The 16,447-nt window shown below is 74.6% G+C and carries 13 protein-coding genes; 3 read left to right on the top strand and 10 right to left on the bottom strand.

Annotated features, from left to right (window positions below):
• The first annotated feature begins 8 nt into the window (after positions 1 to 8).
• Together AC4IJH_RS20130 and AC4IJH_RS20135 are read left to right on the top strand one after the other, a co-directional pair.
• A complete protein-coding gene (locus AC4IJH_RS20130; RefSeq protein WP_490853163.1) occupies positions 9 to 425 on the top strand; it encodes a pyridoxamine 5'-phosphate oxidase family protein in 417 nt (138 codons plus the stop codon).
• Between the two features lie 24 nt (positions 426 to 449).
• Entirely contained in the window at positions 450 to 1,508 is a 1,059-nt protein-coding gene (locus AC4IJH_RS20135; protein WP_490853164.1) for a phosphotransferase, read from the top strand.
• A gap of 60 nt (positions 1,509 to 1,568) precedes the next feature.
• Here AC4IJH_RS20135 and AC4IJH_RS20140 read toward each other — a convergent pair whose 3' ends face one another.
• A complete protein-coding gene (locus AC4IJH_RS20140; RefSeq protein WP_490853165.1) occupies positions 1,569 to 3,185 on the bottom strand; it encodes a protein kinase domain-containing protein in 1,617 nt (538 codons plus the stop codon).
• Positions 3,186 to 3,589: 404 nt separating this feature from the next.
• On the opposite strand from AC4IJH_RS20140, the gene AC4IJH_RS20145 reads away from it, so the two are divergent.
• A complete protein-coding gene (locus tag AC4IJH_RS20145; RefSeq protein ID WP_490853166.1) occupies positions 3,590 to 5,287 on the top strand; it encodes a Stk1 family PASTA domain-containing Ser/Thr kinase in 1,698 nt (565 codons plus the stop codon).
• Positions 5,288 to 5,375: 88 nt separating this feature from the next.
• Here the strand turns inward: AC4IJH_RS20145 and AC4IJH_RS20150 are convergent, their stop codons facing one another.
• The 9 genes from AC4IJH_RS20150 to AC4IJH_RS20190 form a co-directional block, all read right to left on the bottom strand.
• The gene (locus tag AC4IJH_RS20150; RefSeq protein ID WP_490853167.1) at positions 5,376 to 5,942 is read right to left on the bottom strand and encodes a bacterial proteasome activator family protein; all 567 of its coding nucleotides are present in this window, start codon (positions 5,940 to 5,942) and stop codon (positions 5,376 to 5,378) included.
• Between the two features lie 106 nt (positions 5,943 to 6,048).
• Complete coding sequence (locus AC4IJH_RS20155; RefSeq protein WP_490853168.1) at positions 6,049 to 8,901, bottom strand: ABC transporter permease family protein; 2,853 nt, start codon at positions 8,899 to 8,901, stop codon at positions 6,049 to 6,051.
• The gene (locus tag AC4IJH_RS20160) at positions 8,898 to 9,653 is read right to left on the bottom strand and encodes an ABC transporter ATP-binding protein (RefSeq protein WP_490853169.1); all 756 of its coding nucleotides are present in this window, start codon (positions 9,651 to 9,653) and stop codon (positions 8,898 to 8,900) included. The genes AC4IJH_RS20155 and AC4IJH_RS20160 overlap by 4 nt, the downstream gene beginning before the upstream one ends.
• 55 nt (positions 9,654 to 9,708) lie before the next feature.
• A complete protein-coding gene (locus AC4IJH_RS20165; RefSeq protein WP_490853170.1) occupies positions 9,709 to 10,398 on the bottom strand; it encodes a PadR family transcriptional regulator in 690 nt (229 codons plus the stop codon).
• Positions 10,399 to 10,485: 87 nt separating this feature from the next.
• Positions 10,486 to 11,298 (bottom strand): hypothetical protein, encoded by an 813-nt coding sequence (locus tag AC4IJH_RS20170; RefSeq protein WP_490853171.1) that lies wholly within the window; start codon positions 11,296 to 11,298, stop codon positions 10,486 to 10,488.
• A 134-nt stretch (positions 11,299 to 11,432) separates the two neighbouring features.
• Entirely contained in the window at positions 11,433 to 12,413 is a 981-nt protein-coding gene (locus AC4IJH_RS20175; RefSeq protein WP_490853172.1) for an NAD(P)H-quinone oxidoreductase, read from the bottom strand.
• 202 nt (positions 12,414 to 12,615) lie between these two features.
• Entirely contained in the window at positions 12,616 to 13,752 is a 1,137-nt protein-coding gene (locus AC4IJH_RS20180) for a potassium channel family protein (protein WP_490853173.1), read from the bottom strand.
• Entirely contained in the window at positions 13,749 to 15,524 is a 1,776-nt protein-coding gene (locus AC4IJH_RS20185; RefSeq protein ID WP_490853174.1) for a molybdopterin molybdotransferase MoeA, read from the bottom strand. Before AC4IJH_RS20185 ends, AC4IJH_RS20180 begins: the two co-directional genes overlap by 4 nt.
• Positions 15,521 to 16,372, bottom strand: coding sequence for a DUF6457 domain-containing protein (locus AC4IJH_RS20190; RefSeq protein ID WP_490853213.1), 852 nt, complete (start codon positions 16,370 to 16,372; stop codon positions 15,521 to 15,523). The genes AC4IJH_RS20185 and AC4IJH_RS20190 overlap by 4 nt, the downstream gene beginning before the upstream one ends.
• Between the last annotated feature and the right edge of the window lie 75 nt (positions 16,373 to 16,447).

A 16,447-nucleotide genomic window follows, 5' to 3' on the forward strand; every position in this document is an offset into this window, starting at 1 on the left:
CTGTACCTATGCCCTGCGACGAATACCGTGCCACCGAGCTGCTGAGCCGCGTTCCGTACGGCCGGGTGTCGGCCAGCCAGCGGGCGCTGCCCTTCACCACCGTCACACGGCATCTGGTGCTCGACGGCCGGCTCCTGCTGCGGCTGCACCGCGGGTACGGCTACCACCACGCCCTGGACGGCAGCGTGGTCGCCTACGAGGCCGACAACGTCAACAGCGGCGAGAAGGACACCTGGTCGGTCCAGTTCACCGGCACCGCACGGATCGTCGAGCCCACCCTGGCCGAGCGCGCACTCTTCGGCCGCACCCCCCGGCTCGCCGACGGCGTGCCCTTCGACCCGGTATTCCTGCGTATCGACCCGGAGTTCGTGAAGATGCACTGCCTCACCGACGTACCGGTGTTCCGATACGCCCACTCCGTGTGACCCAAGTGATCTAACATCTGGCGGGTGCTGCGCTCATCCGCTGTCCGGACGGCGACGACGCCCGACGGACACACCCTCGGCTCCCTGCTGCGCCGCTATGACGGCGCCGGGGAGCCGTTGTCGTGCGAGCCCGTCGCCGAGGGCCTGCTCAACCACAGCTACCGCCTCGCCACCACCCGCGGCCACTTCTTCCTCAAGCACCACCTGGACGCCTCCCAGGAGTCCGCCCGCGCCGCCATCGCCCGCCAGCACCGCGCGACCCTGCGCCTGGCCGGCCTGGGCCTGCCCGTCGCCCCTCCCCTGCCCGACGCGGACGGCTGCACCGTCGCCGTCATCGAGGGCCGCTGCTACGCCCTGCACCCCTGGGTCGAGGGGCACCACCTGGACGGGGCCTCGCTCACCCGCGCCCAGTGCCGGCGCCTGGGCGCCCTGCTGGGCCTGGTGCACATCTCCCTGGAGCGGGTCATAGCGCCCGCCCCGCCGCTCGGCGAGGCCGCCGCGCCCGAGCACGCCAGCGCCGACCCCGCGCAGACCTTCGAGGTCATCGAGGACCTGCTGTCGCGGGCGCGCGCCGCCCGGCCCCGGGACAGCTTCGACGAGCTGGCCGAGCACCGCCTGCTGGAGCGCAGGGCCCTGCTGGCACGGCACGCCCACCGGCGCCCGGCCCCCGGCGCCGAGCCCGCCACGGGCTGGGTGCACGGCGACTTCCACCCGCTGAACGTGCTCTACCGGGGCTCGGAGCCCGCCGCGATCGTGGACTGGGACCGGCTGGCCCGCCAGCCGCGCGCCGAGGAGACCGTCCGCGCCGCCGCGATCTTCTTCGTACGGCCCTCGGGGACGCTGGACCTGGCCAAGGTACGGGCCTACGCGGACGCCTACCGCCATGTCTCGCGGGCCGGCTGCGCCGAACTGGCCGCCGCCGTGCACCGGGTGTGGTGGGAGCGGCTGAACGACTTCTGGATGCTGACCTGGCACTACCGCCTCGGGGACCGGCGGGCCGACCCCCAGTTCCCGGCCGCCGCCGCGCTCGCGGTGTGGTGGACGCGCGAGTACGACGCGGTGCGCGCGGCCTTCACCGGCTGAAACGGCGCGCACCGGCCGCCCCTGGGGGCAGGCCGGTGCGCGCCGGAGTGAGGCGGTGGATCAGCTCTTCTGGTCGGCGCCCTCGCTGGTACCGGTGTTGGTGTTCCCGCCGTTGCCGCTACCGGTGTTGGTGTTCCCGCTGCTGGTGCCGCTGGTGTCGCCGTTGCCGCCCTCGGTGGTACCGCCGTTGCCGCTGGTGGGCGGGGCGGTCGGCGGGGTCGTCGGCGGAGTGGTGGGCGGGGTCGTCGGCGGGGTCGTCGGCGGAGTGGTGGGCGGGGTCGTCGGCGTGGTGGGCCGGTTCGTCCGCGTCGGGGGGCGGGTGTGGCCGCTGGTGCCGCCGGAGGTGCCCGGCTCCGTGTACGGGGTCGTGGGGTCCTGCGAGGGCGGCGGGGTGGTCTTGTCCTCGGTGGACTGCGAGACCGAGGGCGAGGGGCTCTTGGTGCCCGGTTCCTCGGTCTTCTTGCCGCCGGTGTTCTGCACGGCGATGGCCACACCGACCGCGATGGCGATCACCGCGAGCGCGGCGATCAGCCAGATCTTGCCGCGGCCGCCCTTGCCGGAGCGCTGCCCGCCGTCGTAACCGCCGTCGTCGTCACGCATGCCGGGCGGCAGGATCGGCTGGGCGGAGGTCTGGCCGTGGTCGGGGTGCGGCAGCGCGGTGGTGGCCGCCGTGCCCATGGCCGGGGTGTGGGCGCCCTCGTGGACGGCGACCGGGCCGGTGTTCCACGTACCGGTGTGGCCGCCCTGCTCGTGCAGCATCTGCAGGGCGTACTGGACCAGGCCGCGCATCTCCTCGGCGGTCTGGAAGCGGTCGTCGGGGTCCTTGGCCAGCGAGCGCATGACCAGGCCGTCCAGCTCGGGCGGGACCGAGCCGCCGGAGACCTCCGAGGGCGGCACCGGCATGTCCTGGACGTGCTGGTAGACCACCGACAGCGGGGTCTCGCCGGTGAACGGCGGGCGCAGCGCGAGGAGTTCGTAGAGCAGACAGCCGGTCGCGTACAGGTCGGAGCGGGTGTCCACGGTCTTGCCCAGGGCCTGCTCGGGCGAGAGGTACTGCGGGGTGCCCATGACCATGCCGGTCTGCGTCATCGTCGACTGCGCGCCGTGCAGCGCGCGGGCGATGCCGAAGTCCATCACCTTGACGGCGCCGCCGTGCGTGATGATGACGTTGGCGGGCTTGATGTCGCGGTGCACGATGCCGTGCTGGTGGCTGTAGGCGAGGGCCTCCAGCACACCGGAGACGATGATCAGCGCCTGGTCCGGCGGCGGCGCCTCGGCGTTGAGCAGCAGGTCGCGAATGGTGCGGCCTTCCACCAGCTCCATGACGATGTACGGGACGGTGCTGCCGCCCACGTAGTCCTCGCCGGAGTCGTAGACGGCGACCACCGCGTGGTGGTTCAGGCCCGCGACGGACTGTGCCTCGCGGGTGAACCGGGCCTTGGACACCGGGTCTTCGGCCAGATCGGCGCGCAGCAGCTTGACGGCGACGGTGCGCCCCAGGCGTACGTCCTCGGCGGCGAACACCTCGGCCATGCCACCGCGGCCGAGCCGGTGCGTGAGCCGGTAGCGGCCGTCGCCGACCAGGCCGCCGTTGCCCCACATCTCCGGTGCATCGGGGATATTGGAGCCGGTGGCCTCAGGATCGGACGGGCCCTGGGGGCTCTGCGGCTGTGCCATCGGTCCTCGCCGTCGAAATCGATCCGCGTGATAGCGGTAAGGTCTCGGTCTTCGCTAGAGCACGCTACAGGCTTCGCGGGGCCTGACGGCTCGCGATGGACCGGCCATCAAACCTTCCGCACGCAAAGCGGTGCAAGTTCACCGGCGGTAATCGCCGGAAAACTGCAGAAAGCAGCAGTTTCAGCCGTCTCTGCGCGATCCGGCGAAGATCATTCAAAGCTCATCGAGATCTCATGGCCGTGACGGGATCTTGCACATCTGGTCACGGAACGGGCACACAGCTTGACGTGTCGGTGCCCTGGGGCAAACTTGGCTGCGGAAATTCAGATCCTGATCTACCCACGCCTGAGCGCGGCGCAATCCCAGCGCACACGGACAGTGCGTGCCTAGGGGGAAGCGGAACCATGAGCCAGGACGGCGCTCAGGGCCAATACGAGGGCCGTTCGGTCGGCGCTGGGCGTTATCAGCTCCGCGACCTGCTGGGACAGGGCGGCATGGCCTCCGTGCATCTCGCCTACGACAGCGTGCTGGACCGCGAGGTCGCGATCAAGACCCTGCACACCGAACTCGGCCGGGAACAGGCCTTCCGCGAGCGCTTCCGCCGCGAGGCGCAGTCCGTCGCCAAGCTCGCGCACACCAACATCGTCTCGGTCTTCGACACCGGCGAGGACGAGCTGGACGGCGGCATGGTGCCGTACATCGTCATGGAGTACGTCTCCGGGCAGCCGCTCCGCTCCGAGCTGGACACCGACATCGCCCAGCACGGCGCGATGCCCACCGAGAAGGCCCTGAAGATCACCGCCGATGTGCTGGCGGCGCTAGAGGTCAGCCACGAAATGGGCCTGGTCCACCGGGACATCAAGCCCGGCAACGTGATGATGACCAAGCGCAACGTCGTCAAGGTCATGGACTTCGGCATCGCCCGCGCCATGCAGTCCGGCGTCACCTCCATGACGCAGACCGGCATGGTGGTCGGCACCCCGCAGTACCTCTCGCCCGAGCAGGCGCTGGGCCGCGGCGTGGACGCCCGCTCGGACCTGTACTCGGTCGGCATCATGCTCTTCGAGCTGCTGACCGGGCAGCTGCCCTTCGACGCCGACTCCCCCCTGGCCATCGCGTACGCGCATGTGCAGGAGGAGCCGCCGGTGCCCTCCGGCATCAACCGCTCGCTGCCGCCCGCGGTGGACGCGCTGGTCGCCCGGGCGCTGAAGAAGAACCCCAACGAGCGGTTCCCCACCGCCGAGGCCATGCGCGACGAGTGCCTGCGGGTGGCCGGCTCGGGCCAGTCCGGGGCGACGCCGCTGATCATCAGCGAGGGTCCGCGGGCGCGTACGAGCGGCTCCTCGGTCTCCTCGGCGGTCTTCCCCGCGGCCTCCGGCGCCCCCCAGACCACCCCGCCGCCGCCCAGCGTGCAGACGCCCTACCAGCCCACCCAGGCCGCCAACTTCGGCCCGGGACCTGTCGCCGGTGCCGGTGGGCCCGCGCCCGCCACGCCGCCGCCCATGAACGCCTACCAGCCGCCGGCGCCCGTTCCGGGCCCGGTGCCCGGCCCGGCGCCCGCGCCGTTCAACTCCGGCGGCTTCGCCACCCCGCCGCCCTACGCCACGCCCCCCGCGCCCAGCGTCCCGGGTCCGCGCGGCCCCGGCGGGCCCGGCGGCGGCCGCAAGAGCAACACCCCGGTCATCATCGTCTCGGCGGTGGTCGGCGTGATCGTGGTGACCGGTATCGCGGTCGCCATCGGGCTCAGCTCGGGCGGCTCCAAGCCCCGGCCGGGGCCGACGGGCTACTCCTACTCGGCCTCGCCCAGCGAGAGCGTCAGGCCCGAGGACAAGACGGCCACCGTCCCCACCGAGCGCTGCACCAACCCGGTCAAGAGCTACAGCCAGAAGGGCAAGATCCTGCCGCCCTACTTCGTGGGACGCAACCTCGACTCGGTCAAGGCGTGCCTGGACGCGGCCGGCTGGAAGTACGAGGTCACCGAGAAGCCCGACTACCTGTGGGGCAAGAACACCGTCACCGCGCAGACGCCCAAGAGCGACTGGTGGGACCCCAGCAGCGGGGAGAAGTTCCAGCTGACCGTCTCCACCGGGCGCCGTCCCTGAGGCAGTTGGGACGCGCCGCGTGAGCGCATGACGAAGGGGCCCGGCACGCGCCGGGCCCCTTCGTCGTCCTCGTCGTCCTTCAGGCCGCTCAGAGGTACGGGCCCGAGCGGGCGCCGCCGCCGTGGGTGGGGTGCTCCTCCGCGTCCTCCGCCGGGGCCACGCCGGGCGGCAGGGCGCGGCGCATCGACTCCAACTGGGCGCGGGCCGCCATCTGCTGGGCGAACAGCGCGGTCTGGATGCCGTGGAAGAGGCCCTCCAGCCAGCCCACCAACTGGGCCTGGGCGATGCGCAGTTCGGCCTCGGTGGGCACGGACTCCTCGGTGAAGGGCAGCGAGAGCCGCTCCAGCTCCTCCACCAGCTCCGGCGCCAGGCCGTCCTCCAGCTCCTTGACCGAGCTGGCGTGGATCTCCTTGAGCCGTACCCGGCTCGCCTCGTCCAAAGGCGCGGACTTAACCTCCTCCAGCAGCTGCTTGATCATGCTGCCGATGCGCATGACCTTCGCGGGCTGTTCGACCATGTCCGTCACCGGGACCTCGCGGGGCTCGTCGTCGCCGTCCCCGCCCGGGGATCCGGCGCTGCCGAGAGCCATGCCGTCCGGGCCGACAACCAGGACGTGCGGGCTCTCCTGCGACCGTTCGTTCATCGGCATATCCATGCCGCCATTCTCTCGTACATGTGACTAGGAACGGTTGTGCCCCCTGGAAAGGATGATCCAACCTTTCCAGGGGCACGATCTGCGGGGATTGCGCGCGCATCCCGCCTCAGCCCGACCGGCGGGGCAGCACGATGCGCGAGCGGGTGACCGCGGCGGCCAGCAGGCCCGCGAACAGCGGTACGCCCAGCGCCAATGCGGCCAGGGTGCCCCAGGGCAGCACGACGGGGGTGTACGCGGACCGCAGGGGCTGCTCCTTGAGCGCGGTGACCGCGTTGGTGAGGTCCACCAGGCGCAGCGCGACGGCCGGCACCACCCCCGCGGCGATGCCCAGCACCACGCCCGCACCGGCGACCACCGCGCACTGGAAGCCGGTCAGGCTGCGCCGTACCCGCGGCGGGGCGCCCACCCCGCTCAGCGTCACCAGGTCCGCCTCGGCGTCCGCCTTGGCCAGGCCGGTGGCGATGGCCGCGGCGCCGATGGTGACCACGCTCGCGAAGGCGCCCAGCACCAGCAGCGTCGCGCCCAGGCGGTCGGAATACCCCCGCTCGACCTCCAGCTGAGCGCCGCCGCCCGCCTCGTCCAGCGCGGCCAGCGCCCGCTGTTCCTCGACGTCGGAGGGGGTGTGGCCGACGCGGTAGAAGCTGCCGTACGCCTGGGTGTGCAGGCCCAGCCGGTCGGCCAGGGACTGCGGGAGGACGGCCCGCACGCCGGGGACGTGGGGCTGGCCGGCGGGGGCGACATAGGCGTCCACGGTGACGCGCCGCTCGGGCGGGGGCCGCTTGCCGTCCTCGTCCTCGGTGGCGTCCTCGGTGATGCCCAGGGTGGTGCGGCCGTCCTTGGCGTCGGCGGGGTTGAGCAGGACCGGGCGGCCCTGGGCCAGCGCCCGCCCGGCGGCCGGGTCGGCCAGGCCCGCATAGGAGCGCAGCAGGGCCGCGTCGCCCACCACGATGCCGTTGGAGCCGTCCAGGCCGTACAGGGTGCGGGAGTTGTCGCGGCACCGCGGCGAGTCCATCATCCGGTCGTGCTCGTCCACGGTCAGCCGCGCGGCCAGCTCGGCGGCGCCCTTCTTCTCCAGCGGGCACTCCTGTCCCTCGGGGCGCACGATGCTCACCTCGCCGCAGGGCTGTGCGCTGTTGCGCAGACAGTCAGCGCCCGCCCACACCCGTGAGAAGTCCGCGCGCTCGCCGGTGACGGGCAGCGTCCGCTCGGCGGCGGCACGCAGCCGGGGCAGGGCCGCCGCCGGGTCGCCGGGGCCCTGGTACAGGTCCGTGGTCAGGGCGACGCTCTGGGCGCGCAGCAGCGGCCGGTACGCGGCCCTGGACTCCTTCTCGGCGCTGGCCGCGTAGGTGGCGATGGCGACCGTACCGGCCACCGCCGCCATCACCGCGGCCACGGCGGGCGCGGTACGGCCCCGGTTGCGGGCCGCGTCGCGCAGCGCCAGGCGGGGGATCAGCGGCAGCCGGCGCCCCAGCCGGCCCAGCGCCCCCACCAGCAGCGGAATGCAGGCCAGTACGCCCAGTTCGGCGATGACCGAGCCGATGGCCACGGCCAGGAAGCCGAGCCCGGTCAGCGCCCCGGCCAGCGCCAGCACGATGCCGAAGAGGATCGCGGTCAGGCCCGCCATCGGCAGGGTGCGCGAGGAGTGGCGCAGGCCCCTGCGGCCGGTCAGCGACTCCAGTACGGACTGTCTGCCCGCCACGACGGCGGGCGCCAGCGCGGCCACCGCGCCCGTCAGCACCCCCAGCGCGCCGATGCCCAGCAGCTCCAGGGGGCGGATCTCCAGGGTGCCGAAGCGGACGCCCGTCCAGCTCTCGATGGCCGGCTGGAAGGCCACGACCGCCGCCACGCCGCCGGCCACCCCCAGCAGCGCGCCCGCACCGCCCAGGACCAGGCCGCCGCCCAGGACGACGGCGCGGATGTGGTGGTGGTCGCCGCCGCTGACGCCGATCAGCCCCAGGTGGCGGCGCGAGCGGCGGGCGCCGACCGCGAAGGCGGGCCCGGCCAGCAGCACGATCTCCAGCAGCGCCATGGCGACGACGGTGGCCACGGACACGGCGACGAAGCGGCTCTCGAAGCGGGCGTCGTAGTCCAGGTGGCTGCGCCGGGCCGCGGGGACCTGGCTTCTTGGGGGCGGATCGAGGCGTACGGCGCGGGAGTTGACCAGGACGCCGCGCTTGTTGGCGGCCAGCACCCGCTGCCAGTCGTAGCCGCCGGAGCCGGGCGGCAGGGCGACGAACAGCTCGGGGTCGGCGGGTCTGGGCGGCACGGTGCGGCGGTCCTGCTCCGCGGCCCGCCGCCAGGGCCCGATCACCGACCCGGGCAGCGCGAAGACCGCCTCCTCGTGCAGGGTGCCGGGCAGCTCCACCGACCCGACCACGCGGAACTGCTTGTCCAGGCCCTGGAAGGCGGTCAGCGAGCCGATGCGCAGCCCGGCGGAGTCCAGGAACGCGGTGCTGGCCACCACCTCGCCGCGGGTGCGGGCGAAGCGGCCCTCCTGGAGCTCGATACGGCCGCGCAGCATCGGGTCGCCCGCGGGCAGCTCCCACAGCGTCGTGCGCACCAGGCCGTGCGCGCTGCGCGCCAGCACGGGCACCTCCTGGGCGCGCACCGTCTGGGCGCCCCGCGGGACCGCCGCGGCCAGGTCGGCGGGGACGGGCTCGCCGCCGGGGCGCGCGGCGCGCGGGCGGGTGTCGGCCGGGGTGTAGGCGCTGCGGTCCGGCAGCTGCAGGACCTCTTTGCCGCCGGTGCCCGCGTCGCTCAGGACGGCGTCGGCGGCGCCCAGTTCGCGGGTGAGGCGCTCGGCGGTGGTCTGCGAGCCGCTGCGGTAGGTGATGTCGCCCGCCGTGACCGCGAGGACGGGCAGCGCGATCATCACGATCACCAGCAGGCTGCGGCCCTTGGCGCGCAGCGCGTCGCGGCGGGCGATGCGCAGCGCGGCGATCCAGGCGGCGGGACTCATCGGCCGGTGTTTCTGTGGGGGCGGCCGGGGGCGGGCGGGGCCGCCGGGTGGGCCGCCGGCGTACGGGGGGAGAGGGTCTGGTCGACCAGCAGGCCGTCGCGCAGATGGACCACGCGGTCCGCCCAGGAGGCGTAGCGCGGCTCGTGGGTGACCAGGACGCCCGCGGCGCCCGCGTCGCAGCGGGCGCGCAGCAGGGAGAGCACCGCCTCGCCGGTCGCGGAGTCCAGCGCGCCGGTCGGCTCGTCGGCCAGCACGAGCCGGCGGGTGCCGACCAGGGCGCGGGCGATGGCCACCCGCTGCTGCTGGCCGCCGGACATCTCGTCCGGGAAGCGGTCCGCGATCGCGGCCAACTCCATTTCGGCGAGGGCCTCCTGGGCCTCGCGGCGGGCCTTGCGGGCAAAGACGCCGTCCAGCTCGCGGGGCAGCGCCACGTTCTCGGCGGCGGTCAGCGCCGGGACGAGGTTGTAGTCCTGGAAGACGTAGCCGATGGCGCGGCGGCGCAGGGCGGCCAGTGCGGTACGGGAGAGCGTGGTCAGATCCGTACCCTCGACGATCACCGATCCGGAGGTGGGGGTGTCCAGGCCGCCGGCGAGGGTGAGCAGGGTGGATTTGCCGGAGCCGGACGGGCCCATGACCGCGACGAGTTCACCGGGGTGGACGGACAGGTCGACGCCGCGCAGCGCGTGCACCTCGGCGGCGCCCGTGCCGTGCACACGGGTCAGCTCCTTGACCTCGAGGACCGGGTCGGGCATGTGGTTCTTCCCCCTGGACGGATGCTGGGCGGTGCGGTGGGCTCCGGCTGCCCGCTCAGCGGCGGGCGCGGGAGCGCAGCCGCGGGCGCGGGACGGAGTGGGCGGGCGGCGCCGGGGGCCGGGGCGGCTGGGTGCCGGGGTGCGCGGGCTCCGTGCCCGCCCAGGTGTCCGCGGCGCGCTCACCGCGCTCAGCCTGCCCGGCCCCGGCCGCCTCGATGCCCAGGAGCCGGGCCTCGCACACCTCCAGCCAGCGCAGCTCCGCCTCGGCCCGGAAGAGGAGCTGGTCCAGGTGGAGGAGCCGGGCGAGGTCCTCGCGGTGCTCGCCCCCCGCGCCGCGCGCCTGCGCCGCGGCCTTGAGGCGGGTGTGCTCCTGCATGGCCTGCAGGGTGTGGTGGCGCTGGGCGTCGATGACGGCGCGCAGGTCCACGCCGGGGGCGCCGAGGGCCATGGCGAGCTTGATGGCCAGTTCGTCGCGGGGCGGGTCGGTACGGTCCACCGGGCTGCCGTACCAGGAGCGCAGCTCGGCGCGGCCCGCGTCGGTGATGGCGTACAGGGCGTGGCCCGCCCGGTCCGTGCCGTGCGCGGCGACCAGTCCGTCGCGTTCCAGGCGGGCCAGGGTCGTGTAGACCTGGCCGACGTTCAGCGGCCAGGCCGAGGAGGTGCGCGCCTCGAACTCGCAGCGCAGCTGGGCGCCGTAGCGCTGCCCGCCGTCCAGCAGCGCGAGAAGGCCGTGACGGATCGACATACTCAGTATGTATACCCCGTACGGAGCAAGGGGGGCGGATCGGGGGCGCGTACGGGTGGGCGGGGCGCGCCCGGGTCCGTCCGTGGCTCAGCCGCGGCGCAGGCGCAGGGCGAAGAAGGCCAGGCCCAGGCCGGTGAGGGCGAGTCCGGCGCCCAGCGGCAGGACGCGCTGCACCCCGCCGGCCGGATCGGCGGCGGCGTTCTGCGGGGAGGCGGTGGGGGTCGGGGCGAGGTAGCCGGCGGCGGGCGCGGTCTGGGGGCGGCGCAGCAGCTGCCACTCCGGTGCGTCGGGGGTCGGCGGCAGGTACGGGCGGCCGGCCGCCGGGCCCGCCACATCGGCGCCGCCGCGCGAACGCGACGGGGACGGCGTGAGCGAGGGAGAGTGCGAGGGGGAGTGCGAGGCCGAGGGGGAGTGTGACGTGGGGGCCGCCGGGCCGGAAGGGGTGCGGCTGGTGACCGGCGACGGGCTCGGGGAGCCGCTGGGGCGGGCGGTGCCCGTGGGGCCGGGCGTCATCGAGGAGCCGCGGCCCGGTACGGGGCTGACGGGGGTGAGGTCCGGGCTCGGGGTGATGGTGATGCGGTCCGGGCCCGGGGTGACGGCGGCGGACGGGCCCGCCGGGGTCTGCGGCACCGGGACCTGGACGCCAATGTCCCCTCGGGTGTCCGCCTCGCCCGGGTCCTTGCGGCCCGGGTGCCCGCGCCCCTCCCCCGCCTTGCTTCCGGCGCGGTCGGGGTCGGGCGGGATCGCGGGGCTCACCGCCGCAGCGGTCTGGGCCGTACGGAAGAGGGCCGACGTGTGCTCCAGGGGCGCGGCGGCGGCCACCGCGCCGGCGGGCAGGGGCAGCAGCGCGGCGAGCACCAGCAGACCGGCTGCCCTGCGCGGACCAACTCCTGGAGCCACGGCCTTGTCCCTCCCGTGCCGAGCCGTCGAGTGACGTCCTCAGCGTCACATGTCGCCACATTCCTGGCATCTTGGGCACATGCCCCGGATGACGGGAGGGGCGGGCGGCACGGGCGCACCGCGCCGCCCCGCGCTCACCCGACGGTCAGGACGACCTTGCCGACGTGGGTGCTCGCGTCCACCACCCGGTGGGCCTCGGCGGCCTGGTCGATCGGCAGGGTGCGGTCCACGACCGGCCGGACGCGGCCGTTGCCGATCAGCGGCCACACATGCTCCCGTACGGCGGCCACGATCGCCGCCTTCTCGGCCTGCGGGCGGCCGCGCAGCGAGGTGGCGGTGACCGCGGCGCGCTTGGCCAGCAGCGCGCCCAGGTTCAGCTCCGCCTTGACACCGCCCTGCAGACCGATGATCGCCAGGCGCCCGTTGGTGGCCAGCGCCTTGACGTTCCGCTCCAGGTACTTGGCGCCGATGATGTCGAGGATGACGTCCGCGCCGTTGCCGTCGGTGGCCTTGCGGATCTCCTCGACGAAGTCCTGCTCGCGGTAGTCGATGAGGATGTCCGCGCCCAGCTCGGCGCAGCGCGCCAGCTTGTCGGGCCCGCCCGCGGTGACCGCGACCCGCGCGCCCACCGCCTTGGCCAGCTGGATCGCCATGGTGCCGATGCCACTGGCACCGCCGTGCACCAGCAGCGTCTCGCCGGGGCGCAGGTGGGCGACCATGAAGACGTTGGACCACACGGTGCAGGCCACTTCGGGCAGCGCGGCCGCGCCGGTCATCTCCAGGCCCTCGGGTACGGGCAGCAGCTGACCGGCCGGCACCGCGACCTTCTGGGCGTACCCGCCGCCCGCCAGCAGCGCGCACACCTCGTCACCGACCGACCAGGCGCTCACGCCGGGGCCGACGGCCGCGACGCGGCCCGCGCACTCCAGGCCGGGGTAGGGGGAGGCGCCGGGCGGCGGGTCGTAGAAGCCCTGCCGCTGCAGGAGATCGGCGCGGTTGACGGCGGTGGCGGCCACCTCGATGAGGACTTCGCCCTCGGCGGGTACGGGATCGGGCACCTCGGCCCAGACGAGGGCCTCGGGTCCACCGGGTTCGGGGATTGTGATCGCTCGCATGGGGCCGACCGTACTCGCCCCATGGCCGTGCGCGTACCCGCCGGGGGCGTCGGCCACTCGCCGTGTACCTCTGCTCCCCACTGACCGGCCACGGCGTCGAACTCCCCTTGGGTGTACCGGGTCCACCGGGTCCCGCCGCGCCCTCCTACTCGCCGGCCCTCTTCATGCCTACCCGTCGGCTCTCTTCATGCCTACTTCATGCCTACTCGTCGGCCCTCTTCATGGTCTTCAGGCCCGTGCCGGGCCGGCCCGTCTTTCCCGGCTTCCCCGGCCCCTCCGGCTCGGGCGAGGAGGGTGCGCGGACGATGGTGATCAGCCGGTCGGCGGCCTGGAGGGGGCTGGCCGAGGGGTCGTCGTAACCCAGCAGGCGGTGTCCGCGCAGCACGGAGACCACCAGGTCGTCGGTCTCGCGTACGGACTTGCCGACCTCGGACTTGACCACCGGGCGCTCGACGATGTCCAGGCCGCTGCCCTGCTGGATCAGGTCCTCCATGACCGTGCTGGCGTTGGGGCTGTGGACCGACAGGCCCAGCAGGCGGCCCGCCGCGCTCGCGGAGGTGATCACGGAGTCGGCACCGGACTGGCGCAGCAGCGGGGCGTTCTCCTCCTCGCGCACGGCCGCGACGATGGTGGCCTTCTTGTTGAGCTGCCGGGCCGTCAGGGAGACGAGGACGGCGGTGTCGTCGCGCTGCGTGGCGATGATGATCTTGCGGGCGCGCTGGACCTCGGCGCGCAGCAGCACATCGCTGCGGGTGGCGTCGCCCATCACGCCGGCCAGCCCCTCGGCCACCGCGGCTTCGATCACCTTGGGGCTCGGGTCGACGATGACGATGCGCTCACGGCTGAGGCCCGTGGCGATGAGGGTCTGTACGGCAGAGCGGCCCTTGGTGCCGAAGCCGATGATGACGGCGTGGTCGCGCAAAGCGTTTCTCCAGCGCTTCAGCCGGAACTGCTCACGGGTGCGCTCGGTGAGGACCTCGAGAGTGGTACCGACCAGGATGATCAGGAACAGGACTCGCAGCGGCGTGATCAGGACGATGTTCAGCAGCCGGGCGGTGTCGCCGTAGGGGACGATGTCGCCGTAGCCGGTGGTGGAGAGCGTGACCGTGGCGTAGTAGACGCAGTCCAGGAAGTCGACCTTCCCGTCGGCGTTGTCGTGGTATTCGTCGCGGTCGACCCAGACGATGAGCACCGTCGCGCACATCACCAGCAGCGCCATCAGCAGCCTGCGCAGCACCTGGCGCAGCGGGTGCGCGGGCTGGCGGGTGGGCAGCTTCACCCGGCGCGAGAGGTCCTCGGGGACATCCCTGGCCGCGGCGTCGTGGGTGGGGAGCTTCACGCGGCGCCTCCTGCGAGCCGGGACGGGGAGTTCGGGGACAGGGGGTTCGGGAACGGGGGGTTAGAAGAGGGGGAGTTCGGGGGCCAGCCGCTCAACGCCCAGGGCAGATCGAGAAGTTCCGCCTCCTGGCCGCGCCCGGTGCCGCCGGGCGGGATGACGGCGAGCGCGTCGGCCCCGGCGATGCCGCGCAGCATGGCGGGTCCGTGGAAGTGCAGCGGGCGGGCCAGCTGGCCGCGCACCTCGTCCTCGCGGTAGGCGACGGGCACCAGGCGGGTGTCGCGCGGGTGGCCCTGCACGGCCTCGGTCAGCGGGATACGGCAGGGCTCGGCCTGCTCCTTGGCGCAGAGCGTGCGCAGCAGCGGCTCGGCCAGGGTGAGCAGGCCGGAGACCGCGGCGAGGGGGTTGCCCGGCAGGCCCACCAGGTGGCGGTGGTCGGTGAGGCGGGCCAGGAGCATGGGGTGCCCCGGGCGTACGGCCACGCCGTCCACGAGGAGTTCGGCGCCCATACGGCGCAGCGTGGGGTGGACGTGGTCGACGGGCCCCGCGGCCGTACCGCCGGTGGTGATGACGAGGTCGGCGGTGCAGGAGAGCAGGGCGCCGTGCAGCGCGTCGGCGTCGTCGCCCAGGTGGCGCGGCTCGGCGGCCTCGGCGCCCAGCGCGCGCAGCCAGGGCCCGAGCATCGGGCCGAGCGCGTCGCGGATCAGGCCGTCGTGGGGGAGCCCGGAGTGCAGCAACTCATCGCCCAGGACGAGGATTTCCACCCGAGGCGGGCGGTGGGTGGCCAGCTCGTCGTAGCCCGCGGCGGCGGCCAGGCCGAGGACGGCCGGGGTCACCAGGGCGCCGGCGGGCAGGAGGTGGTCGCCGCTGCGGCACTCCTGGCCGCGCGGGCGGATGTCCTGGCCGGGCGGGGCGGGCGCGGGGGCGTACAGCCGCACGCTGCCGTCGGGCTGTTCGCGGACCTCGCTGTGCTCGGTGCGCAGAACGGCGGTGGCGCCGGAGGGGATACGGGCGCCGGTGGCGATACGGATGGCGTGGCCGTCGGGGAGGGGGGCGGTGGGGGCGTGGCCGGCGAGGATGCCGGTGGGGGTGGTGGGGGTGGTGGGGTCTTCGGAGACCTTCGGGTCCGGGGAGGCCTTGGGGTCTACGGGGTCTACGGGGTCTACGGGGGCTTCGGGGCCTTCGGGGGCTTCGGGGTCTTTGAGGGTGGCTTCTGCCGGTGCCGCCTCGTGGGCCGCTTCGGCGGCGGGCCGGGGCGCTGTGCGCCAGGGGCCCGGGCCCGATACGGCCCAGCCGTCCATCGCGGAGGTGTCGAAGGAGGGCAGGTCGGTGAGGGCGGTGAGCGGTTCGCACAGGACGCGGCCGAGGGCGGCGGCGAGCGGGGTGCGGACCGGCTCCAGGGGGCCGGAAGCGGCCCGGGCCGCGGTGGCGCGGGCGGTGCGCCAGGAGGCGGCGGGGGCGGGGCGGGCGCCTTCGCCCGCGGAGGTCCGGGGCAGGGGCGGGTCCGTACCCGGATGGACGGCCGGCCTGGCGGTACGGTCCGGCGTACCGTCCCGGTCCTGGTCCGCCGGGGAGCCCTGCTCGCGCTGGGCGCCGGGGCCCTCGCATCCGGACGCGCGCGGCGGCTCGCCCGCACCGCGCGGGGACGGGCGCTCGCGGCCCGCGTTGGCCAGCGCCAGGGCGTCCTCGAACTCCCGGTCCGCCGCGCGCTCGACGCGGCCGGTACCGGGTACGCCGGGCGCCGCCTGCTCCTCGCTCCTGCCGCCCGGCATCATGGCGCGGGCTTCTCTTCCGCCTCGGCGGCCCAGCGGTTGGCCAGCGCCGCAGCGCGCTCCGCCAGCTCCGTGACGTCCGCGCCCTGCTGGGCGGCGGCGTAGCCGACCAGGAACGTCGTCAGCGGGGCGGCGGGCCGGGCCACGCCGTGCGCCGCGTCGCGCGCCAGGTCCAACAGAGCCGTGGTGTCGACATCGAGGTCGATGCCGAGTTCGGCCTTGACTGCGGTGATCCATTCGTCCAACACGCTTCCATGCTCCCTGATGCGCGCGCGTGCCGTGCCGATGTCCTCCCAGGTGTCGCAGTCGAAGGACGCGGTGGCGGTGGGGTCGGGGAGGTGGCGCAGGGTCAGTTCGGCGAGCAGGGCACGCAGCGGGAGGTGGGCCAGGCTGCCGTGTTCGGCGTAGAGCAGGCCCAGTTCGCGCCGCAGCGACTCGGCGCGGTAGGCGGCGACCAGCGGCTGGTCGCGGCCCTCGGCGTCGCGCAGCACGGCGCCGTCGACGGGCGTGGCGGGGGCGGCGTCCGGGTCCTCGGGAGCGTCCAGGGCGGCCGTCACCAGGGCGCGTACGGTCGGCGCGGTCAGGAAGGGCAGGTCGGCGGAGAGGACGAGGACGACCGGGGCGGTGGTCCGGCGCAGGCCCGCGTCCAGCGCGGCCAGCGGGCCGCCGCCGGGCGGGTCCTCCCGGGCGTACAGGACGGGGCGGGCGGTGGGCCGCCGGGGGCCGACGACGACGGTGGCCGCCGCGTCGGCGCAGGCCGCCAGCACCCTGTCCAGCAGCGGCCGGCCGCCGACGGACAGGGCGGGCTTGTCCGCGCCGCCCAGGCGGCGGGCCGCGCCCCCGGCCAGCACGACGGCGTCGTACCCGCCCGCGCCTTCGTCCCCGTCCGGGCCTTGGTGTCCGCCGGCTCCGTGGCCGTGCGCCGC

It is taken from the genome of Streptomyces sp. UF-297, from assembly GCF_058245575.1.

What these genes read in the sequence shown, in the direction of transcription:
- AC4IJH_RS20130 (WP_490853163.1), top strand. Translation starts at nt 9, where the DNA reads ATGCCCTGCGACGAATACCGTGCCACCGAGCTGCTGAGCCGCGTTCCG.
- AC4IJH_RS20140 (WP_490853165.1), bottom strand. Translation starts at nt 3,185, where the DNA reads ATGGCACAGCCGCAGAGCCCCCAGGGCCCGTCCGATCCTGAGGCCACC.
- AC4IJH_RS20145 (WP_490853166.1), top strand. Translation starts at nt 3,590, where the DNA reads ATGAGCCAGGACGGCGCTCAGGGCCAATACGAGGGCCGTTCGGTCGGC.
- AC4IJH_RS20150 (WP_490853167.1), bottom strand. Translation starts at nt 5,942, where the DNA reads ATGGATATGCCGATGAACGAACGGTCGCAGGAGAGCCCGCACGTCCTG.
- AC4IJH_RS20155 (WP_490853168.1), bottom strand. Translation starts at nt 8,901, where the DNA reads ATGAGTCCCGCCGCCTGGATCGCCGCGCTGCGCATCGCCCGCCGCGAC.
- AC4IJH_RS20160 (WP_490853169.1), bottom strand. Translation starts at nt 9,653, where the DNA reads ATGCCCGACCCGGTCCTCGAGGTCAAGGAGCTGACCCGTGTGCACGGC.
- AC4IJH_RS20165 (WP_490853170.1), bottom strand. Translation starts at nt 10,398, where the DNA reads ATGTCGATCCGTCACGGCCTTCTCGCGCTGCTGGACGGCGGGCAGCGC.
- AC4IJH_RS20175 (WP_490853172.1), bottom strand. Translation starts at nt 12,413, where the DNA reads ATGCGAGCGATCACAATCCCCGAACCCGGTGGACCCGAGGCCCTCGTC.
- AC4IJH_RS20185 (WP_490853174.1), bottom strand. Translation starts at nt 15,524, where the DNA reads ATGATGCCGGGCGGCAGGAGCGAGGAGCAGGCGGCGCCCGGCGTACCC.